This is a genomic window from Dactylosporangium sp. NPDC051484, from assembly GCF_040689395.1.
In the GTDB taxonomy this organism is placed as follows: Bacteria; Actinomycetota; Actinomycetes; order Mycobacteriales; family Micromonosporaceae; genus Dactylosporangium.
Window position 1 is genome coordinate 1 of the sequence record NZ_JBFAZX010000010.1, and the last position, 19,803, is coordinate 19,803.

Annotated in this window: 17 protein-coding genes and 1 pseudogene; 8 read left to right on the forward strand and 10 right to left on the reverse strand. The window is 70.8% G+C overall.

What is annotated here, in order from left to right; all coding sequences use genetic code 11:
- Positions 1 to 273: 273 nt before the first annotated feature.
- Positions 274 to 1,086, forward strand: coding sequence for an alpha/beta fold hydrolase (locus AB0367_RS18590; protein WP_366227567.1), 813 nt, complete (start codon positions 274 to 276; stop codon positions 1,084 to 1,086).
- Here AB0367_RS18590 and AB0367_RS18595 read toward each other — a convergent pair.
- Positions 1,070 to 3,025, reverse strand: coding sequence for a DUF6541 family protein (locus AB0367_RS18595; RefSeq protein WP_366227749.1), 1,956 nt, complete (start codon positions 3,023 to 3,025; stop codon positions 1,070 to 1,072). The two genes, AB0367_RS18590 and AB0367_RS18595, sit on opposite strands and share 17 nt — an antisense overlap.
- A 220-nt stretch (positions 3,026 to 3,245) precedes the next feature.
- On the opposite strand from AB0367_RS18595, the gene AB0367_RS18600 reads away from it, so the two are divergent.
- The 4 genes from AB0367_RS18600 (at position 3,246) to AB0367_RS18615 (ending at position 9,258) form a co-directional block, all read left to right on the forward strand.
- On the forward strand, positions 3,246 to 5,021 hold the full coding sequence (locus AB0367_RS18600; RefSeq protein ID WP_366227568.1) for a proline--tRNA ligase: 1,776 nt from the start codon (positions 3,246 to 3,248) through the stop codon (positions 5,019 to 5,021).
- Between the two features lie 179 nt (positions 5,022 to 5,200).
- Positions 5,201 to 5,836 (forward strand): septal ring lytic transglycosylase RlpA family protein, encoded by a 636-nt coding sequence (locus tag AB0367_RS18605; protein WP_366227569.1) that lies wholly within the window; start codon positions 5,201 to 5,203, stop codon positions 5,834 to 5,836.
- A gap of 64 nt (positions 5,837 to 5,900) precedes the next feature.
- Entirely contained in the window at positions 5,901 to 7,007 is a 1,107-nt protein-coding gene (locus AB0367_RS18610) for a PP2C family protein-serine/threonine phosphatase (protein WP_366227570.1), read from the forward strand.
- Positions 7,008 to 7,404: 397 nt separating this feature from the next.
- Positions 7,405 to 9,258 (forward strand): acyl-CoA dehydrogenase, encoded by a 1,854-nt coding sequence (locus tag AB0367_RS18615; RefSeq protein WP_366227571.1) that lies wholly within the window; start codon positions 7,405 to 7,407, stop codon positions 9,256 to 9,258.
- A 210-nt stretch (positions 9,259 to 9,468) separates the two neighbouring features.
- Here the strand turns inward: AB0367_RS18615 and AB0367_RS18620 are convergent, their stop codons facing one another.
- The gene (locus tag AB0367_RS18620; protein WP_366227572.1) at positions 9,469 to 9,951 is read right to left on the reverse strand and encodes a histidine phosphatase family protein; all 483 of its coding nucleotides are present in this window, start codon (positions 9,949 to 9,951) and stop codon (positions 9,469 to 9,471) included.
- 109 nt (positions 9,952 to 10,060) lie between these two features.
- Positions 10,061 to 10,690, reverse strand: a complete 630-nt coding sequence (locus AB0367_RS18625) for a hemolysin III family protein (protein ID WP_366227750.1) — start codon at positions 10,688 to 10,690, stop codon at positions 10,061 to 10,063.
- 117 nt (positions 10,691 to 10,807) lie between these two features.
- Here AB0367_RS18625 and AB0367_RS18630 point away from each other — a divergent pair, with 117 nt between their 5' ends.
- The 3 genes from AB0367_RS18630 to AB0367_RS18640 are packed head-to-tail and all read left to right on the forward strand — an operon-like array spanning position 10,808 to position 12,976.
- Positions 10,808 to 11,401 (forward strand): allophanate hydrolase subunit 1, encoded by a 594-nt coding sequence (locus AB0367_RS18630; RefSeq protein WP_366227573.1) that lies wholly within the window; start codon positions 10,808 to 10,810, stop codon positions 11,399 to 11,401.
- On the forward strand, positions 11,398 to 12,261 hold the full coding sequence (locus AB0367_RS18635) for a biotin-dependent carboxyltransferase family protein (RefSeq protein WP_366227574.1): 864 nt from the start codon (positions 11,398 to 11,400) through the stop codon (positions 12,259 to 12,261). Before AB0367_RS18630 ends, AB0367_RS18635 begins: the two co-directional genes overlap by 4 nt.
- A complete protein-coding gene (locus tag AB0367_RS18640) occupies positions 12,242 to 12,976 on the forward strand; it encodes a 5-oxoprolinase subunit PxpA (RefSeq protein ID WP_366227575.1) in 735 nt (244 codons plus the stop codon). The genes AB0367_RS18635 and AB0367_RS18640 overlap by 20 nt, the downstream gene beginning before the upstream one ends.
- Positions 12,977 to 12,988: 12 nt before the next feature.
- On the opposite strand, the gene AB0367_RS18645 is transcribed toward AB0367_RS18640, so the two are convergent.
- The 7 genes and pseudogenes from AB0367_RS18645 to AB0367_RS18675 form a co-directional block, all read right to left on the reverse strand.
- Entirely contained in the window at positions 12,989 to 14,821 is a 1,833-nt protein-coding gene (locus tag AB0367_RS18645; protein ID WP_366227576.1) for an NHL domain-containing thioredoxin family protein, read from the reverse strand.
- A gap of 187 nt (positions 14,822 to 15,008) precedes the next feature.
- Positions 15,009 to 15,893 (reverse strand): IS982 family transposase, encoded by an 885-nt coding sequence (locus AB0367_RS18650; protein WP_366227577.1) that lies wholly within the window; start codon positions 15,891 to 15,893, stop codon positions 15,009 to 15,011.
- A gap of 162 nt (positions 15,894 to 16,055) precedes the next feature.
- Positions 16,056 to 16,355, reverse strand: a complete 300-nt coding sequence (locus AB0367_RS18655; protein ID WP_366227578.1) for a hypothetical protein — start codon at positions 16,353 to 16,355, stop codon at positions 16,056 to 16,058.
- A gap of 8 nt (positions 16,356 to 16,363) precedes the next feature.
- The gene (locus tag AB0367_RS18660) at positions 16,364 to 16,702 is read right to left on the reverse strand and encodes a hypothetical protein (RefSeq protein ID WP_366227579.1); all 339 of its coding nucleotides are present in this window, start codon (positions 16,700 to 16,702) and stop codon (positions 16,364 to 16,366) included.
- 319 nt (positions 16,703 to 17,021) lie between these two features.
- Positions 17,022 to 17,495, reverse strand: a complete 474-nt coding sequence (locus tag AB0367_RS18665) for a hypothetical protein (RefSeq protein ID WP_366227580.1) — start codon at positions 17,493 to 17,495, stop codon at positions 17,022 to 17,024.
- Positions 17,496 to 17,529: 34 nt separating this feature from the next.
- Positions 17,530 to 19,065, reverse strand: coding sequence for a recombinase family protein (locus tag AB0367_RS18670; RefSeq protein ID WP_366227581.1), 1,536 nt, complete (start codon positions 19,063 to 19,065; stop codon positions 17,530 to 17,532).
- Between the two features lie 184 nt (positions 19,066 to 19,249).
- A pseudogene (locus tag AB0367_RS18675) lies at positions 19,250 to 19,803 on the reverse strand (hypothetical protein); the annotation flags it as partial.

Sequence of the window (19,803 nt, forward strand, 5' to 3'; positions counted from 1 at the left end):
TGGTGATCCTGCTCGTACACCCCGAACTGGCTGTTGTAGTCCGCCTCCGAACCCTGCGCCTGGTGCAGCTGGTCCAGCGCGCCGTGCTCCTGACCGGCCTCGTAGTGGCCGTAGTCCACGTCCTGGCCGCCGTCGTAGCCGGTGTCGATGTCGCTCATCTGTATCCCCATCCCCTTAAAGGCTTCGCTGTCTTCGTTGTCTCCGTTGAGAAGAACAGTAGGGGCGTGCGGAGCACGACGAATCCCGGAAACGTGCCAGTGGTTTCATGGAGCCGTGCTCACGCGGTTCGTCAATGCCGGGCTGGTCTTCGACGTGGATGATCTCGGCGACTCCGGCGCGCCGGGCGTCGTGCTGCTGCACGGGTTTCCGCAGGACCGCACCGCGTGGGCCGGCGTGGCACCGGTGCTCGTCGCCGAGGGCCTGCGAGTGCTGGCGCCCGACCTGCGCGGCTACTCGCCCGGCGCCAGCCCGCGGGACCGCCGGCAGTACACCCTGGATCTCCTCACCACCGACGTGCTGGCGCTGGCCGACCAGGCCGGGCTGGCGCGGTTCGACCTCGTCGGGCACGACTGGGGCGCGGCCCTGGCGTTCCACGTCGCTGGGACCTTCCCCGACCGGGTGCGCACGCTGACCGCGCTGTCGGTGCCGCACCGCGGGGCCTGGGCCCAGGCGGCGCTGCGCGGCACGCAGCTGTGGCACTCGGCGTACATCGGCTTCTTCCAGCTCCCCAGGCTGCCCGAGCGCGTGCTGGCCCGGGGCATCGCGGGCCGGCTGCGGCGCAGTGGGCTCGATGAGCAGCACGCCCGCCGCTACGCCGAACGCGGGGCGCGCGGCGGGCTGGACGCGGCACTCAACTGGTACCGCGCGATGACCCTGCCCGGCGGCAAGCGGTTCCCCAGGGTCACGGTGCCGACCCTGTACGCCTGGGGCGACCGGGACGAGTTCGTGACCGAGCGGCTGGCTCGCCTCTGCGGCGGGTGGGTCGACGGGGAGTACACCTTCGAGATCCTGCGCGGCGTGAACCACTGGATCCCGGAGCTGCACCCCAGCAGGGCCGCCGAGCTGGTGCTCAGCCGGCGCCGCTGATCGCGCGCACGTCCCAGACCCAGACGCCGTCGATGGCCTGGCCGGGGGCCACCTCGGGGGCGACGAGCTTGTCGATCGTCTCGCGGATGACCCTCTCGTTGCGGTAGCCGACGACCATCACGATGTTGGTCGCCTTCCAGAACTCCAGGTCGGCGCGCATGTCGGCGCGCGCCTGGGCGGTGACGTCGGGCGAGGTCAGCCCGCCTCTGATCCGGTTGAGATACGCCACGGTCTTGCGCTCGCCCGGCCCGAAGTGCGCGAACTTGTCGTCCGGATCGGTGTCGTTCGGCCCGAGGAAGTAGCCGGCGGTGAGCTTCACCTCGAAGTTGGTCTCGGTCGACCAGCGCATCATCAGGATGTTGTCGGTCCAGCCGCCCGGCAGCGGTGCGACCACCGGGTTGGGGGGCAGCTTCGTGCGCCAGTTTCCGTCGGTGAACAGCGCAGGCAGTGCCGGGCGGTCGGAGACCTGATGCGGCTTCGGCAGGAGCGGCAGGAGCGCGGCGAGGATCGCGACGCTCCACACGGCGGCGGCTCCTGGGCGCAGCCGCACCGGGGCCGGGGCGGGTGCCACCAGGCGCCGGGGCGTGGCGACGGACGCCTCGACCGCCGGCAGCCCGTCGTCGCCCGACGAGTGGTCGCTCGGCGCGCCCGAGCCGACGAGCGCGGGGACCGGATCCGGCTCGGGCTCGGGGGCTTCGACGAGCTCGACGGGCTCGGCAACCCGCGCCACATCGGGCCGTAGGCGGTCCACGACGAGCCGGTCGATCATGAGCGCCAGGGCGATGCCGACGACCGTGGTGACGATGAGGCCCAGCCGGGTCGGCACGACCGAGTCGAACAATGGCAGCTGGCTGATCCAGTACCACGGGCCGTGGTAGTCGGGGCGGTCGACGGCGTCGAAGCGGAGGACGCTGCCGATCGAGCAGACGGCGAAGACGAAGCCGGTGACGACCAGCGCGCGGATGAGCCGGTTGCGCCAGAGCGCGATCGCACCGGCGACCAACAGCAGGGCGAGCGGCCAGCCGAAGAAGCTGTTCTCCTCGGACGCGTTGTCGCGGTTGAGCCGGGCGGCCTCGGCAACATCGCCGGCGATCGAGTAGCGGCCGAACGTGACGTAGGAGAGTACGTCGAGGTTGATGCTGCGCACGCCCTCATCGAGGCCGTGGTACGCCTGGGGCCCGGTGAACTGGAAGTACAGCGGATAGGCCAGGGCCGCGCCCGCCACGAGCAGGGTCACCCCGCACTTGGGCAGCATGACCTTCGCGTGACCGGGCAGCTCGCGCCAGGGCACGTAGGCGAGGATGAACACGCCCAGCGCGATCGCGGTGAAGAACAGTATCTCCTCGTTGATGCCCGCCTGGGCGACCACGAGGGCGGCGAGGACCAGGCCGTGGCGCCAGACCTTGCCGGGCTGGCGCATCCGCAGTACCGCGGCCACGATGAGGGGCACCAGGTACTGCCCGGCGATGTTCGGGTGGCCGATCGTCTGCGACATCATGGCCGGTGCGAAGCCGAGGAAGGCGCCGGCGACGCCCGCGGCGAGGCGCGAGCGGCCGAATTCGCGGGTGAGCACCCAGTACCAGGCGGCGGCGGTGCCGGCCAGCGCCAGCGTCGAGATGATCGCGAACGTGACGCCCGTGCCGAGCCAGAGCGTGACCGGGGTCAGCGGGAGCGCCAGCGTCAGGATCGACGTGTTCGCCATCAGGTTCACCCCGAGCGGCGAGTTGACGTCGTCGGAGAAGAACGGCGACTCACCCTGGGTGAACACGTGGGTGGCGTGGGTGAGGAACCACTCGAACACGAAGCTGTCCTGGAAGTTGAGCGTCAGGTAGCGCCCGTTGGGATCAGCCCAGAGCCGATGCAGCACGTACACAGCGCCGAGGAGATAGCCCAGCATCACCAGTGCGTCGACTGCCCTGGTGGAAACTCGCCCCCGCATCGTCACCCGAGGGAGTGTAGGCGAGTGGGGCCATCACCCGGCAACGCTGCGTGAGCAGTGACTTCGGTTCGTGTCGCCCGACCAGGCGCGACCGCGGCGAGCGCGATGACGGGTCGCACATGGGTAGGTGCAACCCGTGGCGGCAAACCCGGAAGACCGCAAAAGGGCACGTTCGGTATCGTCCAACGTGACGGAAACGGCCTTGAGAAGGTGGACACAGATGGTCCTGAAGATGTCCTCGCTGTTCCTCCGGACGCTGCGCGAGGATCCCGCCGACGCCGAGGTGACCAGCCACCGGCTGCTGGTCCGCGCGGGTTACGTGCGCCGCGTCGCACCGGGCATCTTCACCATGCTGCCGATGGGCCTGCGCGTGCTGCGCAACGTCGAGCGGGTGATCCGCGAGGAGATGAATGCGATCGGCGGCCAGGAGCTGGAGTTCCCCGCGCTGCTGCCGCGCGAGCCCTACGAGGCGACCGGGCGCTGGACGGAGTATGGCGACACCCTCTTCCGCCTCAAGGACCGCCGGCAGGCCGACTACCTGCTCGGCCCCACCCATGAGGAGATGTTCACGCTCGCGGTGAAGGACTTGTGCTCCTCGTACAAGGACCTGCCGCTCACGCTGTACCAGATCCAGACGAAGTACCGCGACGAGGCGCGCCCCCGGGCCGGCGTGCTGCGCGGCCGCGAGTTCGTCATGAAGGATTCGTACTCCTTCGACGTCGACGACGACGGCCTGCGTGCCGCCTACGCCCGCCACCGCGAGGCCTACATCAAGGTCTTCGACCGGTTCGGCCTGGATTACGTCATCTGCTCCGCGGTGAGCGGCGCGATGGGCGGCAGCGCGTCGGAGGAGTTCCTGGCCATCTGCGACATCGGCGAGGACACGTTCGTGCGCTGCGCCAATGGCGACTACGCGGCCAACGTCGAGGCGGTCGTGACCCCGCCGCCCGCGGCCCTGCCCATCGAGGGCCAGCCGGCGGCGCAGGTCGTCGACACGCCTGACACGCCGACGATCGAGACGCTGGTCGACCTCTTCAACACCCGCGAGGACCTGCGCCGCGCCGACCGCGACTGGGCCGCCGGCGACACGCTCAAGAACGTCCTGCTCATGCTGACCCTGCCCGACGGCAAGCGCGAGCCCCTCGCCGTCGGCGTGCCCGGCGACCGCGAGGTCGACCTGCGCCGGCTCGAGGCCCAGGTGGCGCCGGCCGAGGTGGCGCCGATGTCGGAGGCCGAGTTCGCCCAGCACCCCGCGCTGGTCAAGGGCTACATCGGCCCCGGCGCGCTGGGGGAGAAGAACCCCTCCGGGATTCGGTATCTCGTGGACCCCCGCGTGGTCGACGGCACGACCTGGATCACGGGCGCCGACGAGCCGGGCAAGCACGTCGTGCACCTCGTCGCCGGCCGGGACTTCACCCCCGACGGCACGGTCGAGGCGGTCCGCGTCGCCGACGGCGACCTCTGCCCGATCGACGGCGGCGCGCTCGAGCAGGCCCGCGGCATCGAGATCGGCCACATCTTCCAGCTCGGCCGCAAATACGCGCAGGCCCTTGGCCTGTCGGTGCTGGACCAGAACGGCAAGGCGCAGATCGTCACGATGGGCTCCTACGGCATCGGCGTGACCCGCGCGCTCGCCGTGGTCGCCGAGCAGACCGCCGACGAGCGCGGCCTGTGCTGGCCCCGTGAGCTGTCCCCGGCCGACGTGCACGTGGTCGCGGCGGGCAAGACCGAGGAGATCCGTGCGGGCGCCGAGCGGCTGGCCACTCAGCTGGAGGCGGCGGGGCTGAGCGTGCTGCTGGACGACCGCAAGGACGTCTCGCCGGGCGTGAAGTTCAACGACTCCGAGCTGCTGGGCGTGCCGACCATCGTGGTGGTGGGCAAGCGGCTGGCCGACGGCATGGTCGAGATCCGCGATCGCAAGTCGGGGTCCAAGGAGGAGGTCGCGGCCGACGCGGCCGTTGCGGTGGTACAGAACGCGGTCACCACTTCACGGTGAGTTATAAGAGGATCGGCCGAACGGCTCCCTGTGGGGTCGGTCGTTCGGCCGGAACTTTGCGAGCAAATCGGGATATGCACCCCAGTTCGGTTTGACTGACGTCCGGGAGGGGCCGATACGTTCGGTCACGGCCTTGCTGTCGACGAAGGGTGCAGACGTTGTCCGGCCAACATTCCGCCGTGCGTCGCCGTCACCTCGTCCCATTGATCGCTGGCATCGCTGCCGTGGTCGTGCTCGGGGGCGGGGCGGTCGCGGCCGTCAATCTCAGCTCGAACGACACGCCGAGTTCGACCATCGACGCCGCGCGCAGCCCGCAGGAGCGCGCCGACCGCGGCGAGCGTCCCTCGCCGTCGGCCGAGCCGAGCCTTGACCCGTCTCTCGCCCCGTCCGATGCGGCGACGACCGAGCAGTTCGCGGCCGCTTCGCCGACCGTTTCGCCGACCCTCTCGCCGACCGTGAGCAAGAGCCCGACGAAGACCAAGTCCCCGACGCCGGCGAAGTCCGCGACCACCACCGCGCCGGCCGGGGTCGCCGGCAGTGGCACGTGCGAGGTGTCGTTCTACGCCGACGGCCAGGCGACCGCCAGCGGCGAGCGCTTCAACCCCGACGGGCTGACCGCGGCGCACAAGACGCTGAAGTTCGGCACGATCGTCCGGGTCACAAACCTGGCCAACGGCAAGTCCGTCGACGTACGGATCAACGATCGGGGACCCTTCGTGGCGGGCCGCTGTCTGGATCTGGCGCGCGGCGCCTTCGTGAGGATCGCGTCGGTGAACGCCGGTGTCATCAACGCGAAGTATGAGGTACTCAAGTAAGGCAGACCCGGCCGTTTGATGGAGCGGCCCGAGGGTCGGTTGGTGGCATGCTGTTGGCCGGACCATGAAACGTCAGCTGCTTCCCGAGGCCCGCGCCGGAGTCGGCGCGGCGTTCGTGCTGCTCGCGCTCGTGCTCACCGCCGAGGTGGCCGACGGGATCCGGGCCGACTACGTGGGCCTGCTGGCCGCGGCGCCCTTCCTGGCGGCTGCCTTCGCGTCCTGGCCCGAGGTGCTGGCCGTCGGCGGCACCTCGACGCTGCTCGCGTTCCTGTTCAGCTCGGTCGAGCTGATGCACAGCCGCGATCGCGCGCTGGTGTTGATGTTCAACCTGGGCGGCGTGATCGTGGCGAGCGGGATCGCCTGCGCCGTGGGGGCGATCCGGCAGCGGCGGATCGCGCAATACGCCGAACTGTCCCGCCTCGCCTCCGTGGCCCAGGGCGCGGTCCTGCGCCCGCTCGGCCCGCAGGTCGGCCCGCTCACCGTCGCCGCGCGGTACATCTCCGCCAGCGCCGCGGCCGACATCGGTGGCGACCTTTACGAGGCGCTCGACACGCCCTACGGCGTTCGCATGATCATCGGCGACGTGCGCGGCAAGGGCCTCGACGCGGTCCGCCTGGCGAGCATCGTCCTGGGTTCCTACCGCCATGTGGCCTTCGAGCGCGCCGACCTGCGCGCGATCGTCGCCGACCTGGACCGGGCGGTGGCCCGCTCGCTCGGCGACGAGGACTTTGTGACCGCGGCGCTGATCGAGGAGCGCGGCGGCACGCTGACGATCGTCAACTGCGGCCACCCGGCGCCGCTGCTGCTGCGCCGCGGCCGGGTGGTGCCGCTCGACCCGCCGGCGAACGCGCCGCCACTGGGTTTCATGCCGGTCGTCAAGCCGCGGGTGGAGCGGCTGGAGCCGGGCGACCGGCTGCTGTTCTTCACCGACGGCCTGGCCGAGGCGCGCCGCGACGGCGAGTTCTTCCCGACGGCGGAGCGGGCCCAGCGCCTGCTGGGGCACGGCACGGTGGGCGACGGGCTGAAGTCGCTCGAGAGCGCCCTGCTGGAGTGGGTGCGCGGGCGCCTGGACGACGACATCGCGCTGGTGCTGGTCGAGTATCAGGGCGTCAAGCCGCCGACGCCGGTCCCGAGCTGGGAGATCGGTGGCGCGGGAGTGGCTTCCTCGTAGCGCCCTCCGCATTGGTCATGCGCCTCGATCGGGCGCTGGCGGAGGGCCGGGCGGCGCATCCGGGCGCGGTGCCGGCCGGTGTAGAAGCGCGGGTACTTGGGTGCGAAGAGCGAGCGCATGAGACGGACGATCATCGCGCGGCCCTCCTCTTGACTGTGAGCAAGAGGTAAACGATCACGTCACCGGGTGGTGACGGCGTGTCCGCGACTCAACCGCACCTCGCGAGCACTCGGCCGGCTCGACTGTGTCCTGGGTCACTTGTTGGTGTGGGTTGTTCGTCGTTACTGGCCAGTAATAAGATGACTGTTACCGCCTGGTAACCTCAGTCGGTAACGCTCGACACAGCGCGATCGAGACAGCTGCGAGGCTGCGACCCAGAGACGGGGGCCACTCCGCGATGACCCACTACAAGAGCAACCTGCGAGACCTCGAATTTAACCTCTTCGAGGTCTTCGGTGTCGACAAGGTCCTGGGTCAGGGCCCCTACGGCGACATCGACGTGGACACTGCCAGGAGCATCCTCGGCGAGGTCGACCGCATGGCGCGCGAGGATCTCGCGGCCAGCTACGCCGACAGCGACCGCAATCCGCCCGTCTTCGATCCGGCCACGCACTCGGTGCGGATGCCCGAGGCGTTCCGCAAGTCCTACCAGGCGTTCATGGACGCCGAGTTCTGGCGGCTGGACCTGCCCGCCGAGCTCGACGGGACCGCGGCGCCGCGCGCGCTGTGGTGGTCCATCGCCGAGCTGGTGCTCGGGTCCAACGCGCCCATCTGGATGTATGCCTCCGGCCCCTCCTTCGCGAACACGCTGCGGATCGAGGGCACCGAGGAGCAGAAGAAGTGGGCCAAGCTCTTCGTCGACAAGCAGTGGGGCTCCACGATGGTGCTGACCGAGCCGGACGCAGGCTCGGACGTCGGCGCGGGCCGCACCAAGGCGATCCCGCAGCCCGACGGCTCCTGGCACATCGAGGGCGTCAAGCGCTTCATCACCAGCGGCGAGCACGACCTGACCGAGAACATCGTCCACTACGTGCTGGCGCGGCCGGTCGACACGCCCGGCGCGGGCGGCCCGGGCACCAAGGGCCTCTCGCTCTTCGTGGTGCCGAAGTTCCACTTCGACGCCGACACCGGCGAGCTCAAGGACCGCAACGGCGTGTTCGTGACCAACGTCGAGCACAAGATGGGCCTCAAGGTCTCCACCACGTGCGAGGTCACCTTTGGCGGGCACGGCGTGCCGGCCAAGGGCTGGCTGCTCGGCGACGTGCACGAGGGCATCCGGCAGATGTTCCTCATCATCGAGTATGCCCGGATGATGGTCGGCACCAAGGCCATCGCGACGCTGTCGACCGGCTACCTCAACGCGCTCGACTACGCCAAGAGCCGTGTCCAGGGCGCCGACCTGGTCAGCGACGACAAGGCCGCACCCCGGGTCACGATCATCAACCACCCGGACGTGCGCCGGTCGCTGCTGATGCAGAAGTCGTACGCCGAGGGCCTGCGCGCCCTGGTCTGCTACACGGCGACCTGGCAGGACAAGGTGGCGCTGGCCGAGGCGGCGGGCGACGAGAAGGCGGCGAAGATCGCCAAGCGGGTCAACGACCTGCTGCTTCCGCTGGTCAAGGGCGTTGGCTCGGAGCGGGCGTATGAGCTGCTCGGCCACGAGTCGCTGCAGACCTTCGGCGGCTCGGGTTTCCTGCAGGACTACCCGATCGAGCAGTACGTGCGCGACTCGAAGATCGACACGCTCTATGAGGGTACGACCGCGATCCAGAGCCTCGACCTCGTCTTCCGCAAGATCGTGAAGGACCAGGGCAAGGCGCTGCTCACCGTCGCCGGCGAGATCCAGCAGTTCCTGGAGGGGGAGGGCGGCAACGGGCAGCTGAAGGTCGAGCGGGTCGCGCTGGGCAAGGCCCTCGCGGAGGTGCAGCAGATCCTGGGCATCTTCACCGGCTGGCTGGGCGAGGCGCAGTCCGGCGACCCGAAGGCGCTGTACAAGGTCGGCCTCAACTCGCGGCGATTCCTGCTCGGCCTCGGCGACGTCGTGGTCAGCTGGCTGCTGCAGCGGCAGGCCGAGGTGGCGCTCAAGGCCCTCACCGGCGACGTGTCACCCGCGGACAAGGCCTTCTACGAGGGCAAGGTCGCGGCGGCGACGTTCTTCGCGCACGAGGTGCTGCCGCGCGTCGGCGCCGACCGCCGCGTGATCGAGTCCACCACGCTCGATGCGATGCAGCTGGACGAGGCGGCCTTCTAGGTCGGCAGGGCTGCAGCGGTCGCGAGGACATAAGGGGGAGGGCCGTGGCGCCCTCCCCTTTTCGTGCTCCTTCGCGCTGTTTCGTGCTCCGGATTCCGCGGTTTCGCGTTCTGCGCGGGTTTTCGTGCTCCGGTCCGCCGCGGGGTGTGCGGGTTGGTTCGCCGTAGCCCTGTGCGCGTCGGTTCACCCGTGCGGGGCCGTGCGGGTCGGTTAGCCGCGGGCCGTGTGCTGGTCGGTGAGCCCGGCGGACTCCAGGCCCCGCCACGAGCCGTTGAAGCGGTGCACCGCGATGCCCGAGGTGGCCAGCCCGCCGTCGGCGAGCGCACGCGGCGCCAGGGTATCGGATAAATCGGAAATAGTGGGATTGTGGCCGACGAGCAGCAGGGTTGCGACCGTCGCGTCCACGTGCCGGATCAGGTCGAGCGTGTCATCCGCCGGGCCTACGTAGATGCGGTGCTCGTACGTCACCGGGACCTCGCCGGCCAAGCGCAGCTCGTCGAGGGTCTGCCGGGTGCGCACCGCGGTCGAGCACAGCACGGCGTCGGGCACCAGGCCGGCCTTGCGCAGCCAGTGCCCGGCCGCGGCGGCGTCGCGGTGCCCGCGCGCGGTGAGGGGACGCTCGATGTCGGTGGCGTAGTCGTCCGGGTTCGCCGCCTTGGCGTGCCGGAGCAGGATGAGCGTGCGCACGGTCATGGGACAAGCCTGCCCGATTGAAGAATGACGCGCGTGGGTACCCAGGAACGGACAACAACCCAGCACCGCCCCCGCCGTCGGCGGACGGCACCGCGATCCCGCGCTATGGTCAGCGGGCGTACAGGGCGAAGTAGATCGCGATGTGGTGGCAGATCGCGGCGACCAGCGTGCACGCGTGGAAGAACTCGTGATGGCCGAAGACCGTCGGCCACGGGTTGGGGCGGCGCAGCGCGTAGAAGACCGCCCCCACCGTGTAGAACGCGCCGCCCGCCAGGGTCAGCACCAGCGCCGTCACGCCGCCCGTGTGCAGGATGTCCGGCAGCACCGCCACCGCGACCCAGCCCAGGGCGATGTACAGCGGCGCGGAGAGCCATCGGCGCTTGCTCATCGCCGTCGCGAACTTCATGGTCACGCCCAGCAGTGCGCCGCCCCAGACCGTGGCCAGGATCGCCACTCGGGTGTTTCCCGAGAGCAGCAGGACGCTGAACGGGGTGTAGGTGCCGGCGATGAAGACGAAGATCATCGAGTGGTCGAGGCGGCGCATGATCTTGTAGCCGCGCTCCGACCACACGCGGCGGTGGTACAGGGCGCTGGTGCCGAACAGGGCGACGACGGTGATGCTGTAGACGGCGCAGCTGACGAACGGCGCCCAGCCCGGGCGGGCGGCCGCGAGCGAGCACAGCACGATCCCGCACACGACGGCGACGCCGGCCGCGTATGCGTGCAGCCAGCCGCGCATCCGCGGTTTGCCGATGTCGACCGGGCGCAGGCGGGTTTCGGTCTTCACGGTCACGTCCTCCAGGTTACGGTACCGTAGGTTACTCGCAAGTATCATCGGGACGTTTATCGTGACGGAGTGCAGCTTCGCCCCGTCGGCACCGACGCGCTCCTCATCGAGGTCGATACCCCGCTGGACTGGTTCGCCGCGCTGGACGCGGAGCGGGCCGCCGGCCGGTTGCCGGTCGTGGACATCGTGCCCGGCGCCCGCACGGTCCTGCTCGACGGGGTGGCCGACCCCGCCGGGCTGGCGAACCGGCTGCGCGACTGGAGGATCGATCCGGCCTCGGCGGCGCCCGAGCCCCCCGCCGTCATCGACGTCCGCTTCGACGGCGTCGACCTGCCGTTCGTCGCCGAGCACGCCGGGACCACGGCCGAGGCCCTGATCGAGGAGCTGACCGGCACCGACCTGACCGTCGCGTTCTGCGGCTTCGCGCCCGGCTTCGCCTACCTCAGCGGGCTGCCGTGGAGCGTGCCGCGCCTGGACACCCCGCGCACCCGCGTGCCCGCCGGGTCGCTCGCCCTGGCCGCCGAGTTCGCCGGCATCTATCCGACCCCGTCGCCGGGCGGCTGGCGCATCATCGGGCGCTGCGACGCCGAGCTGTTCGACGTGGACCGGCGGCCGCCCGCGCTGCTGACGCCCGGCCGCACCGTCCGGTTCCGGGCCGCGTGAGCGCCGGACACCTGCTGGTCGAGGTCGCCGGGCCGCTGACCACCGTGCAGGACCTCGGACGCCCCGGATACGCGCACCTTGGTGTCCCGCGCTCGGGCGCCCTCGACCGGCCCGCGCTGCTGCTCGGCAACCGCCTGGTCGGCAACCCGCCGGACGCGGCCGGGCTGGAGATCACGCTCGGGCCGTTCGCGGCGGTCGCGTGCCGGGCCGGCACCGTCGCGCTCACCGGGGCGGCCGCGCCGCTGCGCGTGGGCGGGCGACCGGCGCCGCTGAACGCGCCGGTGCCGGTGCGGGCCGGGGACCGGATCGAGGTCGGGCGAGCGGTCCTGGGGCTGCGGGCCTACCTCGCCGCGGACGGCGGGCTCGCCCTGCCGCCGGTGCTGTCCAGCCGCTCCACCGACACGCTGTCGCTGCTCGGCCCGCCCGTGCTCCGCCCCGGCGACCGGCTGCCACTCGGCCCCGCCGCCGGCAAACCGGCCGCCGTGGATGTGGCCCCCCGAGCCGCGCTCGGCGTGCCGATCGTCCTGGGGATCACGTGGGGGCCCCGAGCCGACCGGTTCACCGACGCGCGGATGCTGGGCACCGCGGAGTACCGAATCCGGAGCGAGAGCAACCGGGTCGGGGCCCGGCTGTCCGGTCCGGCCCTGACCCGTGCGGACGCCGGGGAACTGCCGAGCGAGGGCATCGTGCTCGGCGCGGTGCAGGTCCCGGCGGACGGCCAGCCGCTGGTCTTCCTCGCCGACCATCCGACCACCGGTGGGTACCCGGTGGTCGCGGTCGTCGATACCGCCGACCTGCCGCTGCTGGCACAGGCGCGCCCGGGAGATACCGTTCGATTCCGTGGTAGACCTCAACAGTGACCTCGGCGAGGGCCTGGGTGTGTGGCGCCTCGGCGACGACGAGGCCCTCCTGTCGATCGTGACCAGTGCGAACGTGGCCTGCGGCTTCCACGCCGGCGACCCGTCCACGATGCGTCGGGTCAGCGCGGCCGCGGCCGGGCGGGGCGTGCGGGTGGGCGCACAGGTGAGCTATCGCGACCTCGTCGGCTTCGGCCGGCGGCGCATTGAGGTGCCGCCGGACGAACTCGCGGACGAACTGCTGTACCAGATCGGCGCGCTGTCGGCGTTCGGGCCGGTCGCCTACGTCAAGCCGCACGGCGCGCTCTACAACACCGCAGCGGTCGACTCGGGCCACGCCTCGGCGATCGTCGCGGCCGCCGCTCAGGCCGGCGGCCTGCCCGTGCTGTGCCAGCCCGGCTCGGTCCTGGCGCAGCTCGCCGCGGAGCGCGGGCTGCGGGTCGTGGCCGAAGGCTTCGCCGACCGCGCGTACCAGCGCGACGGCCGGCTCGTCCCGCGCACGTCGCCGGGCGCGCTCGTGACCGACGTCGCCGCGGTGAGCGCCCGCGCGGTACGCATGGTCGTCGACGGCGTGGTCGAGGCGGACGACGGGTCGGTCATCCCGATGCGCATCGAGTCATTGTGCGTGCACGGCGACACCCCCGGCGCCGTCGAGATGGCCCGCGCGGTGCGTGCCGCGCTGGCCGACGCCGGTGTTCCGCTCGCCCCGTTCAGCTAGCCGGACGCCCGTTCAGGCGTCCATGCCGCGCAGGATCAGGGGCAGCCGGCTCGCGCCGTCGCCGGCGACGCGGATGGGCACGCCCCAGTCCTGGCGGGTCAGGTGGCAGGCCGGAAACTCCGCGTCGATGTCACAGGTCGCGGCCTGGGCGACCACCTGGAGTACACCCGCGGCCACATCCGGCGCGAGCACCAGGCGGCGGCGCAGGTCCGTGCTCACCCCCGCGCCCTCCAGGAGCAGCTCCGGCGGCGAGGCCGACACCTCCAGGCGGGTCGACGGGCCGAACGACTCGTCGAGCTTCTGGCCCGGCGCGGGCTCGAAGATCAGGTCCAGCTCGACCACGCCCGGGGCGAGCGTCGTCGCCGGGCGCTCGGTGCGGTGCCGCACGCCGGTGACGTCGATCCCGGCCGCCCGCAGGGTGCCGGCGCCCAGCCGAACCAGGCGGTGCGCGCCCGACTCGACCACGACGACGTCGCCCTGTGCGGTCAGCACCAGGTCGCTCGGCTCCCGCAAGCCGTCGACGACGGTCGAGACCTGGCCGCCGGCGATGCGACGCACCGCCCCGTTGTAGGTGTCGGCGACGAGCACGCTGCCGTCGGCCAGCGCCAGCACGCCCAGCGGGTGCTGCAGCAGCGCCTGGTCGGCGGGGCCGTCCACGTGTCCGAAGTCGAACAGGCCCTGGCCCGAGGCGGTGTGCATCTGGCCGTCCTCGATCCAGCGCACCGCCGAGGACTCGCTGTCGGCGATCCACAGCCGCCGGCCGTCGGGCGCGGCGGACAGGCCGGACGGCTGGGCCATCCAGACCTCGTGCAGCGGGCCATCCTTGAGCGCCTCGACGGTCGTGCCCGCGTACATGCCGGCCGTGCGCTTCACCGGGTCGAACCACCACAGCTGGTGGATGCCGGCCATGGCGACGATGACGCGGTCGTCGTACCAGGCCACGTCCCACGGCGAGGACAGGTCCACGGCCAGCGAGTCGTGCGCGCCGAAGTCGACGCTGCCGCGCCACTGCCGGCCGCTGCCGGCGACGGTGGTGACCTCTCCAGTGGCGAGTCTCAGGCCGCGCAGCAGGTGGTTGACGGTGTCGGCGACCACCACGTCATACCCGGCGACCTCCGCGACGTGCGGCGGCAGCAGGCACAGGCCGCCCGGCTCGGAGAACTCGGGCTCGGTGCCGTCCTTGCGGCCGCGCCGGCCGGTGCCGATGCGGCGCACGAGCGTCTCGTTGTCGGCGTCGAGCTCGGCCAGCGAGTGGTGCGTGGAGTCGGCGACCAGGAAATGCCCGTCGGGCAGCACGAGGGCCTTGCCGGGAAACCTCAGGAGCGTCAGATCCGGATTTTGTACCGCATGAGGCGAATCGCCGCGCCGAAGCGTGCCGCGGGCCTCGTGGACCCGGACCAGCTCCTCGACGAGCCGGGCGAGCCCCTCGGCGTGGCCCTCGCCGGCCATGTTCGCCACGACGTACCCCTCAGGGTCGATGACCGTGAGGGTGGGCCAGGCCTTCGCGGCGTACTGCTGCCACATCCCGAGCTCGGGGTCGTCCAGCACCGGGTGGTCCACCCCGTACCGCTCGACCGCGTCCGCGAGCGCGTCGGCGTCCTTCTCGTGCTCGAACTTCGGGCTGTGCACGCCGATCGTGACCAGCACGTCGGCGTAACGCTGCTCCAGCGGCCGCAGCTCGTCCAGCACGTGGAGGCAGTTGATACAGCAGAAGGTCCAGAAGTGAAGTAAGACACAGTTACCTCTGAGCTGCGCCAACGTCAGCTCGCGGCCGTCGGTGTTCAGCCACGCGCGCCCGCGCAGTTCAGGAGCGCGGACACGAGGCGCGCGGGGTAGATCGGTCATCGAGGCTCACTCTCGCCTTGCTCGGGCCCGTACTCCCGAACCCTAGCGCCGACGAAAAAACGCCCCCGCCCGGGAAGAACCCGGACGGGGGCGTCGTCGTGCATGCCGCGCGTAACCCGCTCAAATTGCGTAGACGGCCGATCGTGGCTCGGGGGTACCCCTCCTAGATGATTGATGCCTTGAAGATTCAGTGGTCGTAGGCGATGAGGGACCGCTTGCTGGGGGCGCCGATGGTCCAGTTGTGCCAGATCACGGCGGTCAGGGCGAGGAGTCGCTGCGCGACGCGGACGAAGACGCCGGCGAGGGTGCGGCCGCCGTGCACTTCCAGGTCGAGTTGGCCTTTGAGGGTGTCGAAGACGGCCTCGACCCACTGACGGACGCGGGCGAGTTTGCCGAACCGGACGGGTTCGCCGCGGCGGTCGGGGCGCACGAAGTGCGCCCCGAGTTGCCCGGTGATGAACCCCTCGAAGTCGGCTCCGGCGAAGCCTTTGTCGCCGAGCAGGACCTGGCCGGTGCGGATGAGGTGGTGGTCGGCTTCGAGGAGTGCGGTCATGACCTCGCGTTCGCCGAGTTTGGGGTTGGCCAGGCCCCAGATGACCGGCATGCCCTCGGGGGTACAGACGAGGTAGAGCCGGAATCCCCAGAAGTAGCGGGAGTGGGAGGCGCAGTAGCCGTAGCCGGCGTGTCCGGCCAGGTCGGAACGTTTGACGGTCTCCCGTGAGGCGCCGCACGGCAGCGGGGTGGAGTCGATCAGGCGGAGCTGGTCGAACCAGGACGGGGTACGGGTGGCCAGGTGCCGCATCACCTGGGCCAGCAACGGTCCGGCCTTGCGCATCCGTGTGTTGTAGCCGTCCTGGTTGGGAAGGTAGGGGAACATGCCGCGCAGGTGCTTGTTGGCGTAGCGCAGCCAGTGCCGTTCGGAGGGGTAGCGCAGCAGCACCTGCATCACCGCCAGGCACAGCAGCTCAGCGTGGGACAGCAGCGGGCGGCGGCCCCGGCCGCGGGGCCGCTCGATCAGGTCGTCGATCTCCACGTACAGTGCGGTCACGAGGGTGTCCAGATCAGCGTCCACGACGGGCTCCAGAAGTTCGACGATGGGTCAGCAACGCCGATCTTGGACACCCTCACCCCATCCACCTGGCAACGACACACGCCGGGATCTTCAAGGCATCAATCATCTAGGGTCGGCCGTGCTGGGCGCTCCCAGGGCAAGGGGAGCCCCCACGCCGCGCCGTCAGCGCACCGCCAGCGCCGCGAAGCGACGAGCAACCATCATCGCGGTGGTCACCTCGTCCGTCCCTGCCGCGGGGTGAACGTCGATCTTCACCTGCGGCCCGTCGCCACCGCCCCCGCGCCGGCGGTCGTACTCGTCGAGCGGGACGATCGCCTCTGCCTTTCCTGCCTCGGCGACCCGCACGATCCGGCCGCCCGGGGTCGCCGGGACAATGCCGCCCTTCGCGAGTGCGGGAATGGACGGGATATGCGGGAAGTCGACGCCGGGAATGCTGTTGGCCTTGCTGATGATTCCGTTCATCCCGGGCGTTATTCCAAAGCCATACGGCGGCGGCGCCGACCGCCTTCGTTCCGGCAACAATGCCATCCCATGCAGGCTTTATCGCGTTTGACCAGAGCGTGTTCGTCATCCGCACGCCGGACCTCCGTGCGCTGTGTGGCGCGCTGCGCCCGGCGCTCGATGAGAGCGCGTAGCAGCGGGTCAATCGGCGCGACGGCCTGCGCGTCGCGTGCGCGGCGGTTTCGCGCGTCCTCGGCACGCTGCACGTTCTTGCACGCTTGGCCGCAGTAGTCGGGCCGCCGGCCGCGACCGGAGTACACGACGGGCCCGTGACAGATTGGGCAGGGGTTAGGCATCTTGATCTCCATGGCGGGCTCCCTCGGCGTGCGGGACAGCGCCGGTGCACGCTGTCGAAGGAGCTATGCGCCAACGCACGGCTAGCTGTTCACGCAATGTGCGCTCGGAACGCCGCCGGGGCGCGCGCCGGGGTGGGCCGCGCGGCTCTGACGCGATGATGCAAGTTCCGTCATCTCTAGTTCTTCTCTATGTAGCTTCCAACCAACTAGAAGAAGGAATAAGAGATGACGGAACTACCGTCACAGCGTCAACGCTCCCGGCGAGCCCGTCCCCGCGCTGCCGCGCGGCCGGAGGCCAGCCCCGCGGCCAGCCTCCGGCGGGTGTAGACGATCAGCCCGCCTGCGCGGGCGTACGGCCGGGCGGCACCGTCACGGCTGTGACCTGCGGCGGGGCGGTCATCGTGGCGTACGCCATGGCGGGCGTGGCGTACGCCGGGGCGGGTGTGGCGGTGGCGATGGCGTACGCCTCGACCGGCGGGGCGTACGTGGCGGGCGGCGTGGCGGTCACCGCCAGTGCGACGACAGCAACCGTGTCGGCGTCGGTGAGCGTCGCGCGGCGCGCCCAGCACGCCAGTAGCGAGTGAACGCCGTCCTCCTCGTCGAGGGCGCCGAACGCCGAGAGCGCTTCGAGGGCGTCGAGCGCGGCGGGCGAGAGTGCGACGATGGGCGCGCCGTACGTCGCAGCTACCACCGGCTCAAAGAGGTTCGAGGTATCGCCGACGGTCACGAGCACGTCGGCGGCGGGCAGGGCCGCGAGGTCGTTGGCGACGTCGGTGACTTCGGCGCTGTCGGCCGCGGGGGTCACGGCGTAGCCGAGAGCGGCGAGGATGCGGGTGCGTTTAGACGTCGGTGGGCTCGTCGGCCCAGGTGAAGCGCAGACGCGACACGGGATCGAAGCGCGCACCGCGCCGGCCGTTCGCGGGCAGGACATAGACGGCGTCGAGCGCGAGGGCGAGGAGGTCGCGGCGGTCGTTGGTGGTCGCATTCGCCCACGCCTCGCGGCTGATCTCGGGGTCGAGCAAGGAGCCGATGTCCGCCTCGGGGAGCGGGTAACCGGCGAGGTTGCGGCGAAGGCCCTCGACGCGGGCCGCCAGTTGCGTGTGAAGCCTCTCCCAGCGCTTCACGGCGTCCGGGCCATCGAATTCGTTGCGCAGGTACCGAGCGTCCTCGAGGTCGACGAGCCGGGCCCCCGCGTCATCGAGAGCGGTTTGGATCGTGGTGCGTTCGCGGATTACCTCAGGATCGTGCCGAGCAACCCAGCGCTCCGCGATCTTTTCCAGCAGGGGGTCGCCCGGTTCCAGTGCCGCAAGGCGCCGGACGAACGCTTCGGCGACCGCCTTGTCTACAGCGGCGACGAACGCCGAGGCGAACGCGGGGCACGGGCGGCCGAGGCGGGCGGCCTGACACACGTACGACAGACCAGAGGCCGACATGCGCCCCCTGCAGCTATCGCACCGCGCGAAGCCCGTCAGAAGGCGCGACGTTTCGGCGCGCACGCCGCGATTCCGCCCTGTCTTGTCGGCGGCCGTCCGCGCCTCCAGGATGCGGGCGATTTGCAGTTGTTCGGCTGGCGTGATGATGCCCCGGCCGATCTCGACCGTCTCGCCCGTCTCGGGGTCACGCCACGGGACGACCTTCGCGGTGTACTTCCCGTCGCGCTTGACCGTCTCGGGCAGGAGACCCGCGAACGCGGGTGCCTTGACGAGCTGCGACAGCGAACCGACGTTCCAGACGCCGCCGCGCGGTGACGGGATCTCCCGGGCGTTGAGGTCACGGGCAATGCGGATAAGCGGCTCGCCAGACATGGCCCGCTCGGCGATCTCCCGCGCGGTCGGCGCGGTGCGCGGGTCGTGGTCGAGACGGTTGTCTCCGCCGATCACGAGCCCGTACGGCGGTTGCCCGCCGATCCACCGGCCCATGCTGCGCAGGTGGGCCTTCGCCGAGGCGACACGGAGGCCGATGTTCGCGGATTCACTGCGGGCGACCTCGGAGAGCAACGCCAGCACGAGGCGCGCCTGCTGCTGCGACGTGTCTAGCCCGTCCTGCACGAAGACGATCCGGCCCCCGGCGCGCTCGACGTCGTCGAGGACTTGGCCGACCTGCCCCATGCCCCGGCGCGAGAGGCGGTCGACCTTCCAGACGATCAGCGTCCCGACGGTACCGGTCGTGAGCGCGGAGATGGCGGCATCGAAGCCCTTGCGGTCGACGGCCTTGAACCCGGACCGCCCGCGGTCGATGTGGACCGCGCGCACTTCGAGGCCGTTGCGCGCCGCCCACGCGCGGCAGTCGGCTTCCTGGCGCTCGATGGCGGTCTTGCCTTCGCGGTCGAGCGAAAGGCGTAGGTAGAGGTCTGCTAGGTGCTCGTGGTGGGTCACGGCCAGGACGTTATGCCCCGGCCGTGACGAGTTGCAAGAGTCTTCTATAAGGTCCAGAAGTCCAACAGGACGATCTTGCCGCGTAGGTCGGACAAATGGAGATTTTCCCCATTTGTGTTGAGCCAGCCTCGCCCTCGTAGCTCGGGGGCGCGGACGCGATTCTTGAGCAGCGGCGAGTCGGCGGTCACTTCTGGCTCGCTGGCCGCAGGCAGAGGACCTGCTCCTTCTGCCCCTTCTGCTGCAGCACGATGTACGGCTGGTTCGCATCCGAGCAGCTCTCCGGCTTGTCGACCTTGGAGACGATCCGGAACGCGTCCTTGTCGGAGCAGTCAACGCCCTTGGCCGACCCGCCGTTCTCCCTGACGCACGAGTTGACCGCGAGGCTGGTGCCGCCGGCGTCGCTGAGCTTGACGACGAGGACCGTGCCCGCGACGGCGAGCAGGAACACCGCGACCACGACGACGAGCCCGATGAACAGCCCGCGCCGGCTCTTGGCAGGCGGCTCGGTCGTCGGCGGCAGCGCCTCCCCGCCGATCGGCGCGGCGCCCGGCGGATTCTCGCCCGGCACCGTGAACAGATCGTCGTAGTTCGGCGCCGACCCCTGGTAAACCCCAGGTGGCGGCGCCGAGGTCTGGTAGGCCGCTGCGGTCGTCGGCGGTTCCGAGGTCGGGTAGGCCCCGGTCGCCGAGCCCGGATACCCGCCGCCTGCCGGTGGCGCCGAGCCTGGATACCCGCCGC

Excerpts from the sequence above, each read along its gene's own strand:
- AB0367_RS18595 (WP_366227749.1), bottom strand. The coding sequence starts at position 3,025 with ATGCGGGGGCGAGTTTCCACCAGGGCAGTCGACGCACTGGTGATGCTG.
- AB0367_RS18600 (WP_366227568.1), top strand. The coding sequence starts at position 3,246 with ATGGTCCTGAAGATGTCCTCGCTGTTCCTCCGGACGCTGCGCGAGGAT.
- AB0367_RS18610 (WP_366227570.1), top strand. The coding sequence starts at position 5,901 with ATGAAACGTCAGCTGCTTCCCGAGGCCCGCGCCGGAGTCGGCGCGGCG.
- AB0367_RS18615 (WP_366227571.1), top strand. The coding sequence starts at position 7,405 with ATGACCCACTACAAGAGCAACCTGCGAGACCTCGAATTTAACCTCTTC.
- AB0367_RS18620 (WP_366227572.1), bottom strand. The coding sequence starts at position 9,951 with ATGACCGTGCGCACGCTCATCCTGCTCCGGCACGCCAAGGCGGCGAAC.
- AB0367_RS18625 (WP_366227750.1), bottom strand. The coding sequence starts at position 10,690 with ATGCGCGGCTGGCTGCACGCATACGCGGCCGGCGTCGCCGTCGTGTGC.
- AB0367_RS18645 (WP_366227576.1), bottom strand. The coding sequence starts at position 14,821 with ATGACCGATCTACCCCGCGCGCCTCGTGTCCGCGCTCCTGAACTGCGC.
- AB0367_RS18655 (WP_366227578.1), bottom strand. The coding sequence starts at position 16,355 with ATGAACGGAATCATCAGCAAGGCCAACAGCATTCCCGGCGTCGACTTC.
- AB0367_RS18660 (WP_366227579.1), bottom strand. The coding sequence starts at position 16,702 with ATGGAGATCAAGATGCCTAACCCCTGCCCAATCTGTCACGGGCCCGTC.